Raw genomic sequence first — 20,966 nt, forward strand, 5'->3', positions numbered from 1 at the left:
GAGACGCGCCCTCAGGGCGCCCACAGCGCGCGGCGCGCGCATATCCGACGAGGGATTTATGCTCAAGATCGATAACCTGCATGTGAAGCTCGAGGAGGAGGACAAGGCGATCCTCAAGGGCGTCAACCTCACCGTCCCCGCGGGCGAGGTGCATGCGATCATGGGGCCGAACGGGTCGGGCAAGTCGACCCTGTCCTATGTGCTCTCGGGCCGCGACGGCTATGAGGTGACCGACGGGACGGTCGAGATGTTCGGCCATGACGTGCTCGACATGGAGCCCGAGGCGCGCGCCGCCGAGGGGCTGTTCCTCGCTTTCCAGTATCCGGTCGAGATCCCCGGCGTCGGCAACATGACCTTCCTGCGCGAGGCGCTGAACGCCCAGCGCCGCCATCGCGGCGAGGAGGAGATGAACGCCGCCGACTTCCTGCGGCTTGTGCGCGCCGAGGCCGCCAAGCTGAAGATCGACGCCGAGATGCTCAAGCGCGCAGTCAATGTCGGCTTCTCGGGCGGTGAGAAGAAGCGCAACGAAATCCTGCAGATGGCGATCCTTCAGCCGCGCATGTGCATCCTCGACGAGACCGATTCGGGCCTCGACGTCGACGCGATGAAGCTGGTGGCTTCGGGCGTGAACGCGTTGCGCAGCCCCGAGCGCGGCTTCCTCGTGATCACGCACTACCAGCGCCTCCTCGACCACATCCAGCCCGACGTCGTGCACATCATGGCCGGCGGGCGGATTATAGAATCCGGCGGCCCCGACCTCGCGCTGCGCGTCGAGAACGAGGGCTATGGCGACATGGTGGAGGCGTCGGAATGAGCCGCGCTGCGACCACCGAGGCCAAGCGCGCGCTCGCCGACCGCCTGCTCGTCGCGGCGCCCGCTCCCACCGGTGAGGCGGGATGGGCGGCGGCGGCGCGGGCGGCGGCCCGCGCGCGGCTCGCGGCGATGGGCGGACCCGTCCGGCGCGACGAGTACTGGAAATACACCGACCCCGCGCGCCTCGTCGCGCCGCTCGCCGCAGCGCCCGAGGCCGAGCCGGAGGCTTTGGCCCCGACTCTGGGAGGCGTCGACGCGGCGGAGATCGTCTTCGTAAACGGGCGATTCCGCCCCGATCTTTCTGCTTCGGCGGTCGCAGGCGTCGAGATCCTGCCGCTTGGTAAGGCGCTCGGCGCCGACATCAGCTTCGCGCGCGAGACGTTCGGGGCGCTCGAGGCGGCGGGGCAGGAGAAAGTCGCTCGGCCCCTCGCCGCCCTCAACACCGCGGTCGCGACCGAAGGGCTCGCTCTGCGGGTGACCGGCGAGGCCGCGCAGCCGATCCACATTCGCTACCTGCAGATCGGCGAGGGGGCGGCGACGATCCGCCACCTCGTACGCGTGGAGAAGGGCGCGTCGCTCACCCTGATCGAGAGCGGCGCCGCCACCAACGCCTGCATGGAGGCGGACGTCGCAGAGGGCGGCGCCTTGCACCATGCCCGCGCCCAGACCGGCCCGCGCCAGCCCGGCGCGACGCATGTCTTCGCGCGGATCGGCGCGCGCGCGCTGTTCAAGAGCTTCACCCTCACTGCCGACGGCCCGCTGACGCGCAACGAGGTGGTGTTCGACCTCGCCGGCGATCACGGGGTCGGCCATGCGGCGGGCGGCGTGCTGGCCACCGGCGACAGCCATATCGACAACACGGTCTTCGTCACCCATTCGGCCGCGCATTGCGAGAGCCGGCAGGTCTACAAATCGGTGCTCGACGGGCGCGGGCGGTCGGTGTTTCAAGGCAAGATCTTCGTGCGCCAGCCGGCGCAGAAGACCGACGGGTACCAGATCAGCCAGTCGATCCTGTTGTCGGACGCGGCGGAGTTCGACGCCAAGCCCGAACTGGAAATCTACGCCGACGACGTGAAGTGCAGCCACGGCTCGACCACCGGCGCGATCGACGAGGAGGCGCTGTTCTACCTCCGCGCCCGCGGCCTGCCGAAAAAGGCCGCCGAGGCGCTGCTGGTCGCGGCTTTCGTGGACGAGGCGATCGCGGAGATCGAGTCCGAGGTCCTCGCCGAGGCGATGCGCGGGCTCGTGGCTGAGTGGATGGGGCGGCGCTGAACCCGATGACCGCGCCAGCCCGAGTTGCGCGCCCGCAAGGACTCGTCGACCGCATCGCGGGGACCTTCCGCGATCCGCGCGGCGGCGCGCGGATCGAAATCGACGCGGCGAACGAGCCGCGGCTGCTGTTCTACGCCGTGGCCGCGTCGCTCTTCCACGTGCTTGGGGCGGTGGGCGTCCAGATCCTGACGCCCGACCCGGAGGCGGCGGCGGATTTCGACCAGTGGGCGACGACGCAGGTCGTGATCGGGACGTTTTTCCGCCCGCTCGGGCTCTATGCGGCGGCGGCGCTGATCGGGCTGGTCTGCCGGGCTTTCGGCGGACGCGGCGGCTGGCGCGATACGCGGGCCGCGTTCTTCTGGAGCGGGCTGGCCGCGGCGCCGGCGGGGCTCGCGCTGACGGTGGCGGCGGCGGGCGCTGTCGCGATGGCCGGCGCTCCGGCGTGGATCGGCGATCTGGGCGGCGTCGCCGCGGGGCTCGTCTGGGCGTGGCTGCTGGGGCCGGGGCTCGCCGAGGCGCAGGGCTTCCGCTCGGGCGCGCGGGTCTTCGCCGTGTTCGCGGCGCTCGCCGCCGGGGCTGCGGGGCTCGGCTGGTGGATGGCGGTCGCGTGACGGGCGGCCTGCGCGCCGGCGGGGCGTGCGCCGGGCGCGGCGATGGCGTAAGAGCAGGCGGGCGGGGCGCGCGGACTGCGGAGAGCGGCGCGCGCGCAAGGGTCGTCGGGCGCGGGGCTGTGATGGACTTCCTACCTCTGAAGATGTTCCTCGAGAAGCTGACGCTCGGCCTGGTGCGGCCGCGGGCGGTGGCGCGCGCGGTGATCGACGCGCGGCCCGACGGGCGCGAGCGGCTGCTGATCGTGGGCCTTGCCGCGGCGATGCAGGGCATGTTCTGGGCGCTGATCGGCGTCATCGCGCCCGGCGCGATGGGGGGCGCCATGGCGGGCGGGCTGGGGCCGATGGGCCAGCTCGCCCTCGCCTCGCTCGCCTTCGTCAATTACGTCCTGGTCGCCATGCTCGCCTATTTCATCGGGCGGGCCTTCGGCGGGGCCGGCAAGCCTTCGGACGTCGCCGCCGCGATCGCGTGGCACAGCGTGCTGAGCGCCGCGCTGACGCCGGTGCAGGCGATGATCTTCCGCCCCGCCCTGCCCGCCGCCGGCGCCGAGAGCGGCGCCGGCGGCGGCTCGGTGATGCTGCTCGGCTTCTACATCGGCTACAACCTCTGGCTGCTCGGCTCCTGCGTCGCGGAGGCGCACGGCTTCAGAAGCACGGGCCGGGTGGTGGCCGCGACGGCCGCCGTGGCTATCTCGATCGGAGCGGTCCTGACAGTGCTCGTCGCAGCCGGTCGGGGCTGACGGGGCCGGCGCTCAAGGAGCTTCAGCGCATGTACGACGTCCGCGAAATCCGCCGCGACTTCCCGATCCTGTCGCGCAAGGTGCACGGCAAGCCCCTGATCTATCTCGACAACGGCGCATCGGCCCAGAAGCCGCAGGACGTGATCGACGCGGTGACCCGCGCCTATGCCGAGGAATACGCCAACGTCCATCGCGGGCTGCACTACCTGTCCAATCTCGCGACCGAGAAATACGAGGCGGTGCGCGGCAAGATCGCCCGCTTCCTCGGCGCAGCCCATGAGGACGAGATCTGGTTCACCCCCGGCGCGACCTTCGGGATCAACGAGGTGATGCAGGCCTGGGCGGCGCCGCGGTTCGAGCCGGGCGACGAGATCGTGCTCTCGGTGATGGAGCACCACGCCAACATCGTCCCGTGGCATTTCCTGCGCGAGCGGCAGGGCGCAGTGCTGAAATGGGTGGATGTCGACGCGCGGGGCGATCTGGACCCGCAGGCGGTGATCGACGCCATCGGCCCGCGCACGAAGCTCGTCGCGCTCACCCACATGTCCAACGTGCTCGGCACGGTCGTCGATGTGAAGACGATCTGCCGCGAGGCCGCCGCGCGGGGCGTGGCGACGCTGCTCGACGGGTCGCAGGCCGCCGTCCACATGCCGGTGAACGTCGCCGAGATCGGCTGCGATTTCTATGTGATCACTGGCCACAAGCTCTATGGTCCCACCGCCTCGGGCGCGCTCTACGCCCGGCGCTCCCGCCACGCCGAGATGCGCCCCTTCATCGGCGGCGGAGACATGATCCGCGAAGTCGCAAAGGACCGCGTCACCTACAACGACGCGCCGCACAAGTTCGAGGCGGGGACGCCCGGCATCGCGCAGATGATCGGTCTGGGAGCGGCGATCGACTATCTGACCGGGCTCGGCATGGACAACGTCGCCGCCCATGAGCGCCGCCTGCGCGACTATGCGCGCGACCGACTCGGCGGGATCAACTGGCTGACCGTGCACGGCCAGTCCGAGACCAAGGGCGCGATCTTCTCCTTCACGATGCAGGGCGCCGCGCATCCGCACGACATCTCCACCGTGATCGACCGCAAGGGCGTGGCGGTGCGCGCCGGGCATCACTGCGCGCAGCCGCTGATGGCGCATCTCGGCGTGAATGCGACCTGCCGCGCCTCGCTCGGGCTCTACAACACTGAGGAGGAGATCGACGCGCTGGTGGACGCGCTGCAGCTCTGTCGCGAACTGTTCGTGTGATGCGTGTATTTTGTAAGAATCTTGCGCGGCGACGAAAGTCGTAATCGACATGCAGCGTTTGCACGCTAACCTCTTTTATAGAACGGTCGCGAACGGCGATCGGGTTTCAAGGGGGTCACGCCATGGTTTGCACGCCGCGCCCGGTCGGAGCCGCATCCGCCGCCGACGCTTTCGCCTTCTCCGACGCGCAAGGCGTCATCGGACGGACGGTCGAAAACGTCACGCTGCTCTGGGTCGCGCCGTGGAAAGCCTACTGGGCCTTCGCCTTCGAGACGCTCAACCCCGAGAATTACGGCCTGCGCGGTTGATCCTGAGCGCGCGGCGCCTCAGCCGCCGGGCGGGGCCAGCCGAGTGACGCCGCGCGCGCCGGCGCGCGCGTCTTCGGGATTGAGCGACATCGGCGCGTAGTCGCCGCGCCGCCACAGCCGCCCGAGATCGTCGTAGTGGCGCGAGAGCGGGTGGCCGCTCTGCCCCGTCGCGATCACGAAGGCCGACCTGTCGAGGTCGGCGAAATCCAGCACCATCCGCAAGCCCGCCGCATGGACGTTGGCGTGCGGCTCGGCCCCTTGGCCCGGCGTCGCGCCCATCAGGATGGTGTGGGCGCCGCCTGCGCTCTCATGGGTGATGTTGACGACGAGGCCGAGCACGCGCTGCAGCCCGAGGGGCGCGTGGACATGCGTCGCGACATGCTCCGCGCCCCAGCGCCAGCCCTCGACCCTCGGGCCGTGCCGCGCGGTCAGCGCCGCCAGCGCGTCGTCGAGGGCGAGGCGGGCGATGTCGGCGCAGGCCTCGCGCTCGGGCGTCTTGACGACGTCGCACCAGCGCGACGCGCCGCCCACATTGTGGAACACCCGCTCCACGAACAGCGGCCGCGGCCCTTCGATCAGCGGGAAGGCCGCGCCGAGCTCGTCCTCGGCGAGCCGGCGCGTCAGCATCCGCAGCCATTCCGAGAAGATCAGCGGCTCGGGATCATGCGCGGCCATCTCGCCGTTCCACTGGCGCAGCAGGTCGAGCGCCGCGGCGCGGCGCTGGCCGGCCGCGTCGGTCTCGGGCGGCGCGCTCCACCACAGTTCGCGCGCGATCAGCGGCAGCACGCTGCGCGCCATCTCCGAGACGGCGTCCGACTGCATCTCCATGAAGCTCTCGCGGCTGTGGAACTCGCGGTCGGCGATGCGGCGGGCGATGCGGCGGAAGCGGTAGGGCTCGGCCCAGTCGAAGGAGAGGTGCTCGGGGAAAGGGGCGTTGGTCACCCGGTTGTTGGCGTTGGCGACGGCGCCCGACAGGGGCCGCAGCGCGCGCGGCGCGGCCTCGGCCGGCATGAAGCCCTCCCAGTCGTTCTCGGCGCGCCAGCCGAGCGCGGGTATGCGGCCCTGCGTGCGGCTGTCGGCGCGGCGCAGCGGGATCGCGCCGGCGACGGCGATCCCCACGCCGTCGGGGTCGGCCATGACGACGTTCTGCGCCGGGGCCAGATGCAGCCGCGCCGCCGCCGCCCCCTCCTCGACGCTGCGCGCGCGCATCAGCGCCAGCAGCGCCTCCATCGAGCGGTCCTCCTCCGCCAGCCCCGTCCAGGCGAGCGCCGCGACATGGCCCGGCGGCGTGACGGCGGAGAAGTCGAGCTCGCCGCCCGCCGGCATCACCGGGCCGTGGCGGGTCGCGCGGAAGCGCAGCAGCGCGGGGTTGCGGCCGGCGACCTGCAGCGTCTCCTCGCGCGTCTCGAAGTCGGCCCAGCCGGTCGGCGTGCGGTAGCGGTCGGGATTTTCGGGGTCGATCTGTTCGAGATAGACGTCCTGATCGTCGATCTGGGTGGTCGCCAGCCCCCAGCCGAACACGTCGTTGCGCCCGATCAGAATCGCGGGAATCCCCGGGATCGAGCCCCCGATCGCGTCGAAACCGGGGCTCGAAAGCCGGGCGAGCATCCACACGCTCGGCGCCGACAGCCACAGATGCGGGTCGCTCGCCAGCAGCGGCGCGCCGCTGGCCGCCCGCGCGCCCGACACCGCCCAGATGTTGGAGGCGCCGCCCCGCCCCGGCTCTGCGAAAGGCGAGAAGGGCGAGGGCGCGGCGTCGGCGCGGTCGGCGGGCCCCGTCAGGCCGTCGCGCGGCGCGTCGAAGGCGGGCAGGGCCATAGCGCCATCATCGGGCGAGTCGGGGTCGAGATCGGCGATCTGCTCCGGCGACAGCAGCGCCAGCAGCCGCGCCCGCCGCGCCTCGAGGCGCGCCGCCGAGGTCAGCCGCAGCGCCATCAGCTTGACCAGAGACAGCGAGTCGGCGGCGGTCCAGGGGGCGAGCCCGTCCTGGCCGAACAGGAAGAATTCCGGCGCGCCGCGCCCCAGCGCCCGCGCGTTCACCGCGCGCACCCGCGCATTGACGCCTTCGGCGTAGGCGTCCAGCAGCGCGCGGGTCTGCGGCGACTGGAAGGCGAGGGCGGAGCGCGCGCGGCGCGGCAGCTCAAGCGCGCGCATCGACAGATCGACCGGCGCCGCCTGCGGGCCGAACAGCTCCGCCAGCCGCCCCTGCGCGGTGCGGCGCGCGATCTCCATCTGCCAGAGCCGATCCTGCGCATGCGCCCAGCCCAGCGCGAAGAAGCCGTCGGCGTCGGTCTGAGCGAAGATGTGCGGCACGGCCTGCGCGTCGCGCACGATCTCGACCGGGGCCGACAGTTCCGGGGCCGTCCAAGCTCCGGCGTAGTCGGGCAACGAGCGCGCGGCGAGGTAATAGGCCAGCCCCAGCCCCCCGAGCGCCGCAGCGGCCGTCGCGCCGAGCGCCCAGAGCATCAGCCGGAAGATCAGACGCATCGCGCGAAGTCCTTTCCGGGCGCGCCTTGACGCCGCTGCGGCCCGAAGTCAGGGTGCGCCGCGCAGCCCCGCAGGACACGCATCGCGCGCGCCTGCGGCTCAACATAGACGGGCGGACGGAGTTCGGACATGGCGAAGACGGCGTTTATCGGGCTCGGAGTGATGGGCTATCCGATGGCGGGCCACCTCGCCAAGGCCGGGCATGAGGTGACCGTCTACAACCGCACCGCCGCCAAGGCCGAGGCCTGGGCGTCGGCGCATGGCGGCGCGCATGCCGCGACGCCCGCCGAAGCCGCGGCGGGCGCCGATGTGGTGATGGCCTGCGTCGGCAATGACGACGACCTGCGCGGCGTGACGCTCGGCCCGGACGGCGCATTTGCGGGCATGGCGAAAGGCGCGGTGTTCGTCGATCACACCACCGCATCGGCGCTCGTCGCGCGGGAGCTCGACGCCGAGGCGCGCGCGCGCGGCCTCGGCTTCGTCGACGCGCCGGTCTCCGGCGGGCAGGCGGGCGCCGAGAACGGCGTGCTCACCATCATGTGCGGCGGCGCCGAGGCCGATTACGCGCGCATCTCGCCGGTGATCGCGGCCTATGCGCGCTCGCAGCGCCTGCTCGGGCCGTCGGGCGCGGGCCAGCTCGCCAAGATGGTCAACCAGATCTGCATTGCGGGGCTGGTGCAGGGGCTCGCGGAAGGGCTCGCCTTCGCGCAGGCCGCCGGTCTCGACGGCGAGGCGGTGATCGACGTGATCTCCAAGGGCGCGGCGGGCTCGTGGCAGATGGAGAACCGCCACAAGACCATGCTCGCCGACCAGTTCGAGTTCGGTTTCGCGGTGGACTGGATGCGCAAGGATCTCGGGATCTGCCTAGACGAGGCGCGGCGCAACGGCGCGGCGCTCCCGGTCGCGGCGCTGGTCGACCAGTTCTACGCCGAGGTGCAGAAGATGGGCGGCGGGCGCTGGGACACGTCCAGCCTGATCCGCCGCCTCCCGAAAGCCTGATCTCAGCGCGCGATCGGGCTGAACTTGGCGCCTTCGAGGCTTGCGCCGGCCAACAGCCCGTCCTGCCCGAAGACGATCGCGATCACCGGCGCTTCGCGCGAGGTGGTCTTGAGCTGGGCGCTCAGCCCGTCGCCCGGCATGGTCACCTCGGCGTCGACGCCGGCCTGCCAGCCCTGCGAGGCGCGGAACTTCTCCAGCGACGCGTCGGTCATGAACAGGAGCGCCTGCTTGGAGGACTGCACGCCCAGCTGGAAGCCGAGCGAGGCGGCGGCGAGCGCGTAATAGCCGACCGTTTCGCCGCCCACGAGCAGCGCGCCCTCGCCATAGGCGCCGCCGACGATCAGCCCGCCCTTGACGATGTTTGGCATTATCAGCACGCCGCGCGCCTGATCGAGCAGTTCCGCCGCGCCCGGCACGCTCGCGCGCAGTTCCTCCGTCGCGAGGCGCACGCGCGTGTCTATGATCTCGCGTTCCTCCGCCTGCGCCGTCGCCGCGCCGAACGCCAGAAGGACCGCGGCGAGGCCGATCTGCGACAGCGCCGCGCGCCGTGTTGGGGTGCTCATGGGGTTTCTCCTTTCCTACCGCCTGCGCTATGTGTCTAGCATGGCCCTCGGGGCGGAAAAGCGGCGGATGAGGCGAGGATGCGCGCGATCGAGGCGGACGAGTCGGTGAACGTGCTGGGCGCGCCGCTGGAGCCGTGCTCCACCGCGCCGATGACGGGGTTCTTCCGCAACGGATGCTGCGACACCGCCCCGCTCGACGCGGGCTCGCACACCGTCTGCGCGGTGATGACCGAGGAGTTCCTCGCCTTCTCGAAGGCGCGCGGCAACGACCTGTCCACGCCGCGCCCCGAATTCCATTTCCCCGGACTGAAGCCCGGCGACCGCTGGTGCCTGTGCGCGGCGCGCTGGATGGAGGCGCATCAGGCCGGCAAGGCGCCGCGGGTTCGGCTGGTCTCGACGCATCGCCGCGCGCTGGAGGTCTGTCCGATGGAGGCGCTGCGCGCCCATGCGCTCGATCTGAGTTGAGCGCGCGTCCGCGGATCGCGGTGGACAAGACGGCGCGCCGGGTGTGAACTGCCGTCGGAACCTTTCACGCAGGTCGACGCCATGCCCTTGCCCGCGCTGCTGACCGCTCCGCTCGCCCTGCGCCTCGCGCAACTCGCCGCGGCCGCCGCCATCGGCGCGGCGCTGGCGGCGCGGCGCGGTCCCGAACGCCTCGACATCGCCACCGAGGACGCGCTCGACCGGGTGCCCGAGGGCGCCGATCTGCGGCTCGATCCGCGCGCCGCCCGCGCCGACGCCGAGGCGCGCTGGCGGCGCGCCGTGCGGCTCGGGAGCGACGGGCCGGGGGTGGAGATCGACCTCTGCGCCGTCGGCCGCCTGCGCGCGCGCCGCCTGCGCGCCGCGCGCTGATATTCGCCTCGGCCACGCGCGGCGCGCCGGCCGACCCCCCGGAGACCGCCATGAAACTCTACTCGTCCCCGACCTCGCCTTATGTCCGCAAGGTGCGGATGCTGCTGATCGAGACCGGGCTCGACGACCGCGTCGAGCAGGTCGCCATCGCCACGACCCCGATCGCCCCGGACGCTGCGATCGCCGCCGCCAATCCGCTGGGCAAGATCCCCTGCCTCGAGCGGCCCGACGGCCCGGCGATCTTCGACAGCCGGGTGATTTGCCGCTATCTCGATAGCCTGCATCCGGGGCGGAAATTCTATCCGCGCGGCCCTGCGGAATGGACGGCTGCGACGCTGGAGGCGCTGGCCGACGGGATGCTCGACGCCGCCGTGATCGCGCTCTACGAATCGCGGCTGCGGCCTGCAGAGGCGCAGTTCCAGCCCTGGGTGGACGCGCAGATCCTCAAGATCACGCGGTCGCTGGATGCGCTCGAGACCCTCTGGATCGCCCATCTCGGCGGCCCGCTCGACGCCGGCGGTCTGGCGACCGGGGTCGCGCTCGGCTATCTCGATTTCCGCTACGGCGCGCTCGACTGGCGCGCGACGCGCCCGAAACTCGCCGCGTGGCACGATGGCTTCGCGGCGCTCGACAGCTACCGCGCGACCATGCCGCCCGCCTGACCCGACCGGTTCGCGCGAAACGCCGGCTGGCGCCGCAATTCGACCATATTTTCACCCAGGCCCCTTGCAGAGCCGGAGCCGCCGGCGCACTTCCGGGACAGTCCCTTCGGGGCGACTCGACGACGGTTCCGATCCCGGAGGACCTGCGTGACAATCCTGCTTCTGGCCGTCGGCATCGCGATTCTGGTGCTCGGCGGGGAATTCCTCGTGCGCGGCGCGGTCTCGGTCGCGGCGGGGCTCGGCATGTCGCCCCTTGTGATCGGCATCGTCGTCGTCGGCTTCGGCACCTCGATGCCGGAACTCGTCACAAGCGTCGAGGCTGCGCTGGTCGGCTCGCCGGGCGTGGCGGTCGGCAATGTCGTCGGCTCCAACATCTGCAACATCCTGCTGATCCTGGGGTTGACGGCGCTGATCAAGCCGGTGCTCACGGCGAAAGCGACGCTGAAGCGCGACGGAGCGGTGCTCGCCGTCGCCACCATTCTCTGCGTGATCACCGCGATGACCGGCATGGTCGAGCGCGCGACCGGGCTGATCTTCGCGATGTTGCTCGGCGCCTACGTCCTCTACGCCTGCATCGGCGACCGCAGGCAGGTCGCCGCGGACGCCGCGGAGGCCGAGATCGACATCGACATCGAAGCGGCGCAGGCGACCGGGCTCGGGCGCGCCGCGCTGATGATCGCGGCGGGCCTCGCGATGATGATCTTCGGCGCGCAGATGCTGGTGGACGCCGCGGTGACGCTGGCCGAGCGGCTCGGCGTGTCGGATGCGATCATCGGGCTGACGCTTGTCGCGCTCGGCACCTCGCTGCCGGAGCTCGTCACTTCGGTGGTCGCGGCGGCGCGCGGGCACAACGACGTCGGCTTCGGCAACATCGTCGGCAGCAACATCTACAACATACTCGGGATTCTCGGGATCACCGCGATCATAAAGCCGGTGGAGGTGCCCGCCGAGATCATGCAGGTGGACATCTGGGTGATGACGGCGGCGACGGCGCTTCTGCTCGGCGCGGCCTTCACCGGCTGGCGGGTATGCCGGGCCGAGGGCGGCGCGATGCTGGCTGGCTACGTCGCCTATATCGGCTGGCTCAGCGCGACCGCGCTCGGGAGCGCCGCCGCCGCCGGCTGAGACGCCCTCAGCCCTCCTCGGCCATCCGCCAAGGTCGGGGGAAGGCGTCGAGCGCCGCGGCGATGGCAGGGCGCGCGGCCTCGCCGGCCTCGGCGCGCACTTCGGCGACCGCGCCGAGCGTGGCGTCCTCGACGACGGTGACCTCGCCGCTCACCCCCGCCGCCGCCAGCGCCTCGGCGTAGACCCGCTCCATCGCGCGGCGGCGCAGCTCGGGCTTGAAGACCTTGCCGACGGCGGTCTTGGGCAGTTCGTCCGCGATCTCGACGCAGACGGGTTTCGCGGCGCGCTCGGTCACCCGCTCGGCGGCGAAGGCGCGCAGGGCGTCGCCTGTGACCGTCGCGCCTGGCCGCAACTCGACATAGGCGCAGGGCAGTTCGCCCGCATAGGCGTCGGGCTGGGCCACCGCGCCGGCGAAGGCGACGTCGGGATGCGCCATCAGCGCGTCCTCGATGACCGCGGGGTCGATGTTGTGCCCTCCGCGGATGATCAGATCCTTGGCCCGGCCCGTGATCCACAAATACCCGTCGGCGTCGACCCGCCCCAGATCGCCGGTGCGCACCACGCCCGGCGCCGCGAACAGCCCGGCGTTGCGCGCCTCCTCGAGATAGCCGGGGATCGAGCCGGGGCTGCGCACGCAGATCTCGCCGATCTCGTCGGTCGCGCAGCGCGTGCCGGCGCCGCCCTCGCCGAAGCGCAGGATGCTGATCTCTGTGAAGGGGAAGGACAGCCCGACCGACCCGATTTTGCGTTCGCCGCCCGGCGGATTGCAGGAGATGAGACAGGTCGTCTCCGTCTGGCCGTAGCCTTCGAGGATCTTCACGCCCGTCGCCGCCTCGAAACGGCGGAAGAGTTCCGGCGGCATCGGCGCCGAGCCGCAGAGCGCATAGCGCAGCGACGAGACGTCCGCGTTCACGGGCCGCTGCATCAGCGCCGCGACCGCCGTCGGCACGGTGCAGACGAAGCTCGCCTTCCAGCGCGCGACGAGTTTCCAGAAATTGTCCATCACACCGTCGCCGCGATAGCCCGCCGGCGTCGGCATCGCGAAATGCGCCCCGGACGCCACGCAGGCCATCAGCATCGGATAGGCCGCCAGCACATGAAACAGCGGCAGCGGGCACAGCACGGCGTCCTCGGGCCCCAGCAACAGCCGCTCGACCAGCCAGCCGTTGTAGAGCGCGCCGCGATGGGTGTGGGCGGCGACCTTGGGGGCGCCCGTCGTGCCCCCGGTGTGGAAATAGGCGCAGGGGTCGTCGAGCCCGTCCGCATGGACGAAGTCGAGCGCGTCCGCCCGCATCTTCGCCGCTTCGCGGCGGAAGGACAGAACCTTGGCGGTTCCGGGCGAAACGCGCTTCGGGCGCAGCAGCGGCAGCGCCCAGCTCAGCGGCGGGCCGAGATGACGGCCGAGGCCGACTTCGAGGATCGTCCGGCATTCCGGCGCATATCGCACGGCGTAGGCCGCCTTCTGGCTGACGTCCGTGCGCGGGAAGGGCGAGAGCGTCACCAGAACTTTCGCGCCGGTCTCGCGCAGCAGCGCCGCGATCTGCTCGGGCTCGAGCAGCGGATTGATCGGCGCGACGATCCCCGCCGTCATGCCGGCGAGCAGCGCCACGGCGGTCTCGGGGGCGTTGGGCAGCAGATAGGCGACCGTATCGCGCGGGCCGACGCCAAGGCTGCGGAACAGATTTGCGGCGCGGTTGACCTCGGCCAGCAGCTCCGCCCAGCTCAACGTCGCCGCCGGGTCCTTAGGCCCGCTGCGCAGCTGGAAGCTGATCGCCGGGCGCTCCCCGTGCGCCGCGGCGGTGGCGCTGAGCATCTGGTGGACGTTGGCGGCGCCGATCTGGGCGTCGAAGGGCGTCGCCTCGAAGGCGCGCATGTCCTCTGGCGTGGCGATCGCGGCGGCGCGCATCTCCGACCCTCCCATGTCGTTCTTTTGACATGAGAGGTTAGCGCCCCCTCGCGCCCGCGCAAGCGCGGCTTCAGGCCGGCGCGTCCGGGAAGGGAAGGCTCGGCCAGACGAGGCGGAAGGCGCAACCGCGCCCGCCGCTCACCGGGCTTTCGATCTGCAGGAGCCCGCCATGGATGCGCGCGGCCTTGCGGATCAGCGCGAGCCCCATTCCCGCCCCCTCGACCTCGTCGCGCGGGCGCAGCGTCTGGAACATCTCGAAGATGCGCTCTTGCAGGTCGGGCGGCACGCCCGGCCCGTCGTCGGTCACGGTGAAGACGCGCCGCGAGCCGTCCGCCTCCAGCCGGACCGAGATGCGGCCATCTTTTCGGTCGTGATGCTTGACGGCGTTGGCCAGCAATTCGCGCAGCGCGGTTTCGAGCGGCGCGCGATGGGCGCAGAACGGGTCGCCGGACCCCTCGAAGCCGATGGCGAAGCGCCCGTCGGGATCGATCTCGGCTGCGAGCCCTTCGACCATCAGATCGGGGCGCACGCGCTCGGCGGAATGGGCGATGCGCCCGATCTCGGCGTAGCTCTGCAGCGCGTCGAGAAGCGCCTCCAGCCGGTCGACGCGCCCGCAGAGCAGGTCGAGATGGAACTGCGCCTCGGGCGTGCAGAGCGTCCCGAGGTCCTCGCGCAGCCATCCCGTCAACGCCTTGACGCCGCGCAGCGGCGCGCGCAGGTCGTGGGCGGCTATGTGGGCGAAGGCGTCGAGCTCGACATTGCTCTGCACCAGAAGCGTGTTCTGGCGGCGCAAATGCTCCTCGAGCGCGGCCCGGCGCGCGATCTCCGTCTCCAGCGCTCCGCGCGAGGCGGTGGTGGTCTCCAGCGTGCGGGCCATCTCGTTGAAGGCCTCGCACATGTGGTCGCATCCGTCCGGCGACCCGGTTTCGATGCGGTGCGCGTAGTCGCCGTGACGGATCGCCGCGAAGCCGTCGGTGAGCGCGCGCAGGGGCCTCAGGAGCTGCGAGGCGATCGTCGACCAGAGGGCCGCGACGGCCGCGCCGCTGGCGATGAACATCGCGAACAGCGTGAGATTGGTGCGCCGCGCCGCAGCGTTCGCGCCCTTTAGCGCAGCGGCCATGACTGGCTCGACGGCGGCGCGGATCGCGACCACCGCTTGCAGAAGTCGATGCTTCGCCGCGCATAATCCTTCTGCGTCGAACACGAAATCGCAGCTCTGCGCGGCGGCGATCCCCTTGGAGAGCACGGCGCGCGCGCCGGCGAGCGCCGCCTCCATCTGCGCGATTTCAGGTCCGGCTTCGCGCGCGAGGTCGGCGTCGTCCCGGCTCGCCGCGGCCAGAGCCGCCGCATCGCGCAGGATGTCGAGGCGCCGGGGCTCGGAGGGTTCACGGATGAAGTCGACGATGGCGATGGAGACGTCCATCGCGGCGCCCTCGACCCGCATCAGGCCGCGCATCTGCGCGAGCGCGTGCTCGAGCCGGTCCATTTGCGCGTAAACGAGCGACGACGCGAGGCAAAGCAGCGCGAAGAACAGCGCGCCGACGAGATTGATGAGAACATGCGCGCGCATCGGCGGCTCTCCATCGACTTTCGGAAATCGGCGCGGGGTTTCGCGCCTGATACCCGGAAACGATGAAATTTCGCCTTAAATGCGCTCAGATGAGCCGACCGTCGCCCGATTCCGGCAGTTCGACCACGCGCCAGAAGGCCTCGATCAGCTTCACCGCCTCCATGAAGCTGTCGCCGACATTCGACTTGACCATGTACCCGGCCACGTTGCGGCGATATCCCTCGGCGATGTCGGCCTCCGACCGCGAAGTGGTCAGCACGAAGACCGTCGCGTCGCGCAAGCCGGGGTCGGCGCGCAGTTCGGCGAGGAACTCGAGCCCGTTCATCACCGGCATGTTGAGGTCGAGCAGGATCACATAGGGCCGCGCCAGCGGCTCGACGCCGCCGCCCCCCCGCAGGATGTCGAGCGCCTCCCGCCCGTTGCGCGCCTCGACGATCCGGTTGGCGATGCGGTTGGAGGCGAAGGCCCGCCGGACGGCCATCCGGTCGACTTCGTCGTCTTCTACAAGCAGAACCTGTACTTCCTTCATCGCTCGCGGCTCCCGAAAAGATGCACAGGACTTTAGTCTTATCTGCGATCAGGCTCCCGCGCAACGTGTGCGCCGCCCCTCTCATTCCCGCAGAGCGCGCATGACATCCGCGAGGATCGCCCCGAGCAGCGTCTCGTCCTCCGCATCCCCGCCCGCCGACGCGGCGACGGTCGCAGGGCGGGCAGGCGCTTCGCGCAGGGCCGGGAGCGATCGGACGGGCGCGCCCTCGTGCAGTCGCGCCATCGTATCGCGCCAGATCTCCGCGGGAAGCCCGCCGCCGGTCACGCCGGTGAGCGGCGCGTTGTCGTCGTTGCCCATCCAGACCCCGGCGACGTAATCGGCGGTGAAGCCGATGAACCATGCGTCCCGCGCGGCCTGCGTGGTGCCGGTCTTGCCGGCGGCGGGGCGGCCGTCGGGAAGGGCGGCGCGCGTTCCGGTGCCGCGCAGGATCGCCTCCTCCAGCATCGCCGTCACCCGGCCGGCGACGCGGTGGTCGAGCACGCGGCGGCGCTGCGCGTCGGCGCGCATCAGCGGCGCGTCGTCGCCGCGCAGGCGGATTTCGCGCAGGCCCCAGGGCGCGCCCGACAGCCCGCCCGAGGCGAAGGCGGCGTAAGCCCCGGTCATCTCGATCAGCGTCGCCTCGGAGACGCCGAGCGCCAGCGCCGGCCCCTCGGCCAGCGGCGAGGAAATCCCCAGCCGCTTCGCGACGTCGCGCACCCGGTCGCGCCCAGCGCGCTCGCCGACGCGCACCGCGACGGTGTTGATCGAGCGCGCCAGCGCGTCGGTCAGCGTCACCGGCCCGGAATAGCCGCCGCCGTAATTCTCTGGCGACCACCCCGCCAGCGTCAGCGGCGCGTCCGCGACGACGTCATTGGGCGACATGCCGCGCTCGAGCGCGGCGGCGTAGACGAAGGGCTTGAAGGCCGAGCCGGTCTGGCGCAGCGCCTGCGTGGCGCGGTTGAAGCCGCCGGCCCGCCCGTCGCGCCCGCCAACCACAGCGCGCACCGCCCCGTCGGGGGTCATCACGACGATCGCGGCCTGCGCGCGCGAGTCCGGCTTCACCCGCGTCTCGAAGACATGCGCGAGCGCGGCTTCGGCGGCGCGCTGGGCGCGCGGGTCGAAGGTCGTGCGGATCACCACGTCCTCGGCGGTGCCGGTCGTCAGATAGTCCGGCCCGTCGGCCATCGCCCAATCGGCGAATTGCGCGCCGATCCGCGCCGCCGCCGCCTGCGACAGGCCTGCAGGCGCGCCGAGCGCCGCCTGCGCCTGCGCCGCCGTCAGATATCCCTCAGACTCCATCGCCCGCACGATCACCGCCGCGCGCCCCTGCGCCTGCGCGATGTCCGTGGTCGGGGCGAAGCGCGACGGGGCCTTCAGCAGCCCGGCCAGCATCGCCGCCTCGGCGGGCGAGACGAACTTCGCCGACTTGCCGAAATAGCGCTGGCTCGCCGCCTCGAAGCCATACGTTCCCGCCCCGAGATAGACCCGGTTCAGATAAAGAGCGAGAATGTCGTTCTTGTCGTATTTCAGCTCCATGGCGAAAGCCATCGGAACTTCCATCAGTTTGCGCTCGATGGAGCGCTCATCGGTGAGGAAGACGTTCTTGGCGACCTGCTGGGTCAGCGTCGATCCGCCCTGCACAACCCGCCCGGCGCGCAGATTGACCAGCGCCGCGCGCGCGATCCCGCGGGGGTCCACGCCCCAATGGCTGTAGAAGCGACGGTCTTCGGCGGCGAGGATCGCATGGACGAGATGGGGCGACACGTCGCCGGGCCGGATTTCCCCGCCATATTGCTCGCCCCGCCAGGCGAACACGTCGCCATTGCGGTCGAGCAGCGTCACCGAGCCGCGCGCGCGCCCGTCGAACAACGCGTCAGCCTCTGGCAGCTGCGCGTGCATCGCCCAGACCGCGCCGCCGAGTATCACGGCGAACACGATCCCCACCCGCAGCGCCGCCCCGACGACGAAGCGCGCCAGCGCGCGGATCGCGCGATCGAGCCGCCCGGGTCCGCGCGGCGCGGACGGCTTCTCTGCGCGCTGTCCCTTGCGCGCTTTCGATGGGGTCTGCGGTCTGCGCGCGCCGCTCTTGCGCTCGTTCATCTGCGCTCTTCTCCGCTGCGACTGCTCGTGGAGCGCTGCCTCGGGGTTACTGCTACCGCATCGCGGCGGGAATGTGGAGCCTCAGCGGATCAGATGCCGCGTATAGCGCCGTTCTAGCCGCCCCAGCGCCCAGACGCCGAGATAGGTCAGGATCATGTAGAGAACCGCCGCCGTCAGCAGCCCCTCATAGACGACGTAATACCGCCCGTTGATCATGCGCCCGACGCCGAGGATGTCCTGCAGCGTGATCACGCTGGCCAGAGCGCTGCCGTGGAGCATGAAGATGAACTCGTTGCCCATCTGCGGCAGCGCGCGGCGCAGCGCCGAGGGGATCACGATGCGGCGCGCCGTCATCAGCGGCGACATGCCGAGCGCGGTCGCCGCCTCCTTCTCGCCGCGCGGGGTGGCGGCGATGGCGCCGCGCAGGATTTCGGCCTGATAGGCCGCCGAGTTGAGCGTGAAGGCGATCAGCGCGCACCACCACGCTTCGCGCAGCAGCGGCCACAGCGCGCTCTCGCGCACCCAGACGAACTGCGAAAGCCCGTAATAGATCAGGAACACCTGCACGAGCAGCGGCGAGCCCCGGAACACATAGACGAAGCCGCGCGCGAAGGGCGCCGCGATCGGCGTGCGCTCGCTCAGCGCGAAGGCGAGCGGCAGGGCGAGCAGAAAGCCCAGCGCCATCGCCAGCACGGTCAGCTCCAGCGTCAGCCAGACGCCGAGCGCCCAGCGGTCCCATTCGCCGATCACGAGGCAGGGGTTGAAGAACCACGGAGCCCCGGCGCGCGACGCCTCCGCCGCCGCCGTGCAGAACGCGCTGTCGAGCACCGCCGTCATCGCTCAGTGCCCCCGCGCGAAGCGGCGCTCGGCGAGCCGGAAACCCCAGTTCGACAGCGCGGTGATCAGCAGATAGGCGACAAGCACGACGAGCAGGAAGGTGAACGGGTCGCGTTCGCGCCGGCCGATCCTGAGCGCGAGCCCCACCAGATCGGAAAGCCCGATGATCGAGACGACCGCCGTCGCCTTGACCAGCACTTGCCAGACATTGGCGTAGCCGGGCAAGGCGTGGCGCGCGAGCTGCGGGATCACGATGCGCCAGAGCGTGCGGCCCTTCGTCAGCCCGTAGGCGCGCGCCGCTTCGATCTGCCCGCGCGGCACGGCGAGATAGGCGCCGCGGAAGGTTTCGGTCATGTATGCGCCGTAGATGAAGCCGATCGACAGCACCCCGGCGGCGAAGACCGACACGTCGACGCCTTCCAGCCCCACGGAGCGCGCTATCACGTTCACCAGCCTCTGCCCGGCGAAATAGACGATCAGGATGGTGACGAGCTCGGGAACTCCCCGGATCACGGTCGTGTAGACGCTCGCCGTCCCGCGCGCGAGCCAGCCGCCGCCGAGCTTGGCGGCAGCCCCGAGCGCGCCGAGAACGGTCGCGAGCGCGAGCGACAGCAGCGCGACGGCGATGGTGACCCCGAACCCCTCGAGCAGCAGCGGCCCCGCGCCGATCACCGCCTCCATGCGGCGCGCTTCGTTCGGAGGGATCGGGGTTCAGTCGCCATAGACGTCGAAGCCGAAATAGCGGTCGTTGATTTCGGCGAAGACGCCGTTGGCGCGGATCGCGGCGATGGCCGCGCTGAAACGGTCGCGCAGGTCCGGGTCGGTCTTGCGCACCGCGATCCCGGCGCCCTCCCCATGCAAGGCCGGATCGAGATGGTTGCGCCCGAACATCGCGAAGCCCGACCCCTGCACGGTGTCGAGAAAGCCGCTCTCCAGCGCCAGCGCGTCGGCCATCGCCGCGTCGCAGCGCCCGACGCCGAGGTCGAGGAACGCCTCCTCCTGCGTGGGGTAGAGGGCGAGCTCGGCCTCGGGAAACTTCGCCTCGAGATAGTCCTGATGGATGGTGCCGCGCTGGATGCAGACGCGCTTGCCGGCCAGCCCTGCCGGCGTGTCCTCAAGCCCCGCATCGGCGGCGGCGGCGAAGCGGATCGGCGTCTGCTGGTACTTCGCCGAGAAGTCCACGCGCTGCCTGCGCGCCTCGGTGATCGCCATCGAGGCGACGATGGCGTCGCATTTGCCTTCCTCGAGCGCCGGCAGGATCGCGTCCCACTCCGTCGCCACCATCCGGCATTCGGCGCCCATCTCGGCGCAGAGCGCGCGGGCGATGTCGATGTCGAAGCCCTCGACCTCGCCGGCGTCGTTGGTCCAGGAGAAGGGCGGATAGGCCCCCTCCACGCAGATGTCGAGCTGGTCGGCGACCGCAGGCGCGGCGGCGAGCAGGCAGGCGGCGACGAGGAGCGGGCGGAAGGGCGCGCGGGGCATGGAAGGACCTCGGACGGGTTGCGGGCCCGCAACTCTTGCGGGCGCCGCGTCGAGGGTGCAAGCGTCGGTCTGCGGCGTCCGCGTCATCCGCCGTAGATGTCGAAGGCGAAATAGCGGTCGTTGATTTCCTTGTAGACGCCGTTCGCCCGGATTGCGGCGATCGCCGCCGACAGCGCGTCGCGCAGTTCGGTGTCGGCCTTGCGCACGCCGATCCCCGCGCCATTGCCGAAATATTTCGGATCGGTGTGGTCTGCGCCGAAGAAGGCGAAGCCTGCGCCGGCGCTCGTGGCGAGGAACCCGTCCTGAATGGCCATGCTGTCGGCGAGGATCGCGTCGCAGCGCCCAGAGCCGAGATCGAGGAACACCTCGTCCTGCGTCGGATAGAGCACAAGATCGGCCTTCGGGAACGCGCCCTCCATATAGTCGTGATGGATCGTCCCGCGCTGCACGCAGACCCTCTTGCCGGCGAGGCCCGACGGCGTGTCTTCGAGGCCCGCGCCCTCGGCGGCGGCGAAGCGCGCCGGGGTCTGGTAGTATTTCGCCGTGAAGTCGATGCGCTGCTTGCGCTCCTCGGTGATCGACATCGAGGCGACGATGGCGTCGCACTTGCCTTCCTCGAGCGCGGGGATGATCGCGTCCCACTCGGTGGCGACCATCTCGCAGGTCTTGCCCATCTCGGCGCAGAGCGCGTTGGCGATGTCGATGTCGAAGCCGACGACGTCGCCGCTGTCGCTGGTCTGGGAGAAGGGCGGATAGGCCCCTTCGACGCAGATGCGCAGATCGGCGGCGGCGGCGGATGCTGCGGTCAGCGCGGCGAGCGCCGCCGCGAGAGTGATGCGGGTCATTGTTCTTCTCCCTGTCAG

The 20,966-nt window shown here is 71.1% G+C and carries 21 protein-coding genes; 11 read left to right on the forward strand and 10 right to left on the reverse strand.

Translation table 11 applies throughout. From position 1 onward, the window contains the following. Nucleotides 1–58 precede the first annotated feature (58 nt). The 6 genes from sufC to V7Q31_RS02615 all read left to right on the forward strand — a co-directional run bounded on the left by sufC (nt 59) and on the right by V7Q31_RS02615 (nt 4,991). Nucleotides 59–814, forward strand: coding sequence for a Fe-S cluster assembly ATPase SufC (gene sufC, locus V7Q31_RS02590; protein ID WP_333832108.1), 756 nt, complete (start codon nt 59–61; stop codon nt 812–814). After that, complete coding sequence (gene sufD, locus V7Q31_RS02595) at nt 811–2,085, forward strand: Fe-S cluster assembly protein SufD (protein ID WP_333832109.1); 1,275 nt, start codon at nt 811–813, stop codon at nt 2,083–2,085. Before sufC ends, sufD begins: the two co-directional genes overlap by 4 nt. A 5-nt stretch (nt 2,086–2,090) precedes the next feature. Next, complete coding sequence (locus V7Q31_RS02600; protein WP_333832110.1) at nt 2,091–2,696, forward strand: YIP1 family protein; 606 nt, start codon at nt 2,091–2,093, stop codon at nt 2,694–2,696. Nucleotides 2,697–2,818: 122 nt separating this feature from the next. Then, complete coding sequence (locus V7Q31_RS02605; RefSeq protein WP_333832111.1) at nt 2,819–3,433, forward strand: YIP1 family protein; 615 nt, start codon at nt 2,819–2,821, stop codon at nt 3,431–3,433. A 29-nt stretch (nt 3,434–3,462) separates the two neighbouring features. Then, nucleotides 3,463–4,683 carry a cysteine desulfurase gene (locus tag V7Q31_RS02610; protein ID WP_333832112.1) on the forward strand — a complete coding sequence of 407 codons (1,221 nt, stop codon included), beginning with the start codon at nt 3,463–3,465 and terminating at the stop codon, nt 4,681–4,683. Between the two features lie 122 nt (nt 4,684–4,805). Next, nucleotides 4,806–4,991, forward strand: coding sequence for a hypothetical protein (locus V7Q31_RS02615; protein WP_333832113.1), 186 nt, complete (start codon nt 4,806–4,808; stop codon nt 4,989–4,991). 18 nt (nt 4,992–5,009) lie between these two features. On the opposite strand, the gene V7Q31_RS02620 is transcribed toward V7Q31_RS02615, so the two are convergent. Beyond that, complete coding sequence (locus tag V7Q31_RS02620) at nt 5,010–7,478, reverse strand: penicillin acylase family protein (protein ID WP_333832114.1); 2,469 nt, start codon at nt 7,476–7,478, stop codon at nt 5,010–5,012. 129 nt (nt 7,479–7,607) lie between these two features. On the opposite strand from V7Q31_RS02620, the gene V7Q31_RS02625 reads away from it, so the two are divergent. Further along, on the forward strand, nt 7,608–8,477 hold the full coding sequence (locus V7Q31_RS02625) for an NAD(P)-dependent oxidoreductase (RefSeq protein WP_333832115.1): 870 nt from the start codon (nt 7,608–7,610) through the stop codon (nt 8,475–8,477). Between the two features lie 2 nt (nt 8,478–8,479). Here V7Q31_RS02625 and V7Q31_RS02630 read toward each other — a convergent pair whose 3' ends face one another. Continuing rightward, complete coding sequence (locus V7Q31_RS02630) at nt 8,480–9,040, reverse strand: YSC84-related protein (protein ID WP_333832116.1); 561 nt, start codon at nt 9,038–9,040, stop codon at nt 8,480–8,482. Nucleotides 9,041–9,118: 78 nt separating this feature from the next. On the opposite strand from V7Q31_RS02630, the gene V7Q31_RS02635 reads away from it, so the two are divergent. The 4 genes from V7Q31_RS02635 to V7Q31_RS02650 all read left to right on the forward strand — a co-directional run bounded on the left by V7Q31_RS02635 (nt 9,119) and on the right by V7Q31_RS02650 (nt 11,679). Beyond that, nucleotides 9,119–9,505, forward strand: a complete 387-nt coding sequence (locus tag V7Q31_RS02635) for a DUF2237 family protein (RefSeq protein ID WP_333832117.1) — start codon at nt 9,119–9,121, stop codon at nt 9,503–9,505. Between the two features lie 81 nt (nt 9,506–9,586). Then, on the forward strand, nt 9,587–9,892 hold the full coding sequence (locus V7Q31_RS02640) for a hypothetical protein (RefSeq protein WP_333832118.1): 306 nt from the start codon (nt 9,587–9,589) through the stop codon (nt 9,890–9,892). Nucleotides 9,893–9,942: 50 nt separating this feature from the next. Continuing rightward, the gene (locus tag V7Q31_RS02645; protein WP_333832119.1) at nt 9,943–10,554 is read left to right on the forward strand and encodes a glutathione S-transferase; all 612 of its coding nucleotides are present in this window, start codon (nt 9,943–9,945) and stop codon (nt 10,552–10,554) included. A gap of 147 nt (nt 10,555–10,701) precedes the next feature. Then, the gene (locus V7Q31_RS02650; RefSeq protein WP_333832120.1) at nt 10,702–11,679 is read left to right on the forward strand and encodes a calcium/sodium antiporter; all 978 of its coding nucleotides are present in this window, start codon (nt 10,702–10,704) and stop codon (nt 11,677–11,679) included. A 7-nt stretch (nt 11,680–11,686) separates the two neighbouring features. Here V7Q31_RS02650 and V7Q31_RS02655 read toward each other — a convergent pair whose 3' ends face one another. The 8 genes from V7Q31_RS02655 to V7Q31_RS02690 all read right to left on the reverse strand — a co-directional run bounded on the left by V7Q31_RS02655 (nt 11,687) and on the right by V7Q31_RS02690 (nt 20,948). After that, the gene (locus V7Q31_RS02655) at nt 11,687–13,585 is read right to left on the reverse strand and encodes an acyl-CoA synthetase (protein ID WP_333832121.1); all 1,899 of its coding nucleotides are present in this window, start codon (nt 13,583–13,585) and stop codon (nt 11,687–11,689) included. Nucleotides 13,586–13,655: 70 nt separating this feature from the next. Further along, nucleotides 13,656–15,155: a sensor histidine kinase gene (locus V7Q31_RS02660; protein ID WP_333832122.1), complete on the reverse strand. Its 1,500-nt coding sequence runs from the start codon at nt 15,153–15,155 to the stop codon at nt 13,656–13,658. An 85-nt stretch (nt 15,156–15,240) separates the two neighbouring features. Further along, nucleotides 15,241–15,684 (reverse strand): response regulator, encoded by a 444-nt coding sequence (locus V7Q31_RS02665; protein WP_333832123.1) that lies wholly within the window; start codon nt 15,682–15,684, stop codon nt 15,241–15,243. A gap of 81 nt (nt 15,685–15,765) precedes the next feature. After that, nucleotides 15,766–17,784 (reverse strand): transglycosylase domain-containing protein, encoded by a 2,019-nt coding sequence (locus V7Q31_RS02670; protein ID WP_333832124.1) that lies wholly within the window; start codon nt 17,782–17,784, stop codon nt 15,766–15,768. Between the two features lie 81 nt (nt 17,785–17,865). Next, a complete protein-coding gene (locus V7Q31_RS02675) occupies nt 17,866–18,621 on the reverse strand; it encodes an ABC transporter permease (RefSeq protein ID WP_333832125.1) in 756 nt (251 codons plus the stop codon). A 3-nt stretch (nt 18,622–18,624) separates the two neighbouring features. Beyond that, nucleotides 18,625–19,302 (reverse strand): ABC transporter permease, encoded by a 678-nt coding sequence (locus tag V7Q31_RS02680; RefSeq protein ID WP_333832126.1) that lies wholly within the window; start codon nt 19,300–19,302, stop codon nt 18,625–18,627. A gap of 30 nt (nt 19,303–19,332) precedes the next feature. After that, complete coding sequence (locus V7Q31_RS02685) at nt 19,333–20,103, reverse strand: transporter substrate-binding domain-containing protein (RefSeq protein WP_333832127.1); 771 nt, start codon at nt 20,101–20,103, stop codon at nt 19,333–19,335. Nucleotides 20,104–20,186: 83 nt separating this feature from the next. After that, the gene (locus V7Q31_RS02690; RefSeq protein ID WP_333832128.1) at nt 20,187–20,948 is read right to left on the reverse strand and encodes a lysine/arginine/ornithine ABC transporter substrate-binding protein; all 762 of its coding nucleotides are present in this window, start codon (nt 20,946–20,948) and stop codon (nt 20,187–20,189) included. Nucleotides 20,949–20,966 lie beyond the last annotated feature (18 nt).

The sequence above is a fragment of the Rubrimonas sp. genome (assembly GCF_036788415.1).
Lineage (GTDB): Bacteria > Pseudomonadota > Alphaproteobacteria > Rhodobacterales > Rhodobacteraceae > Rubrimonas.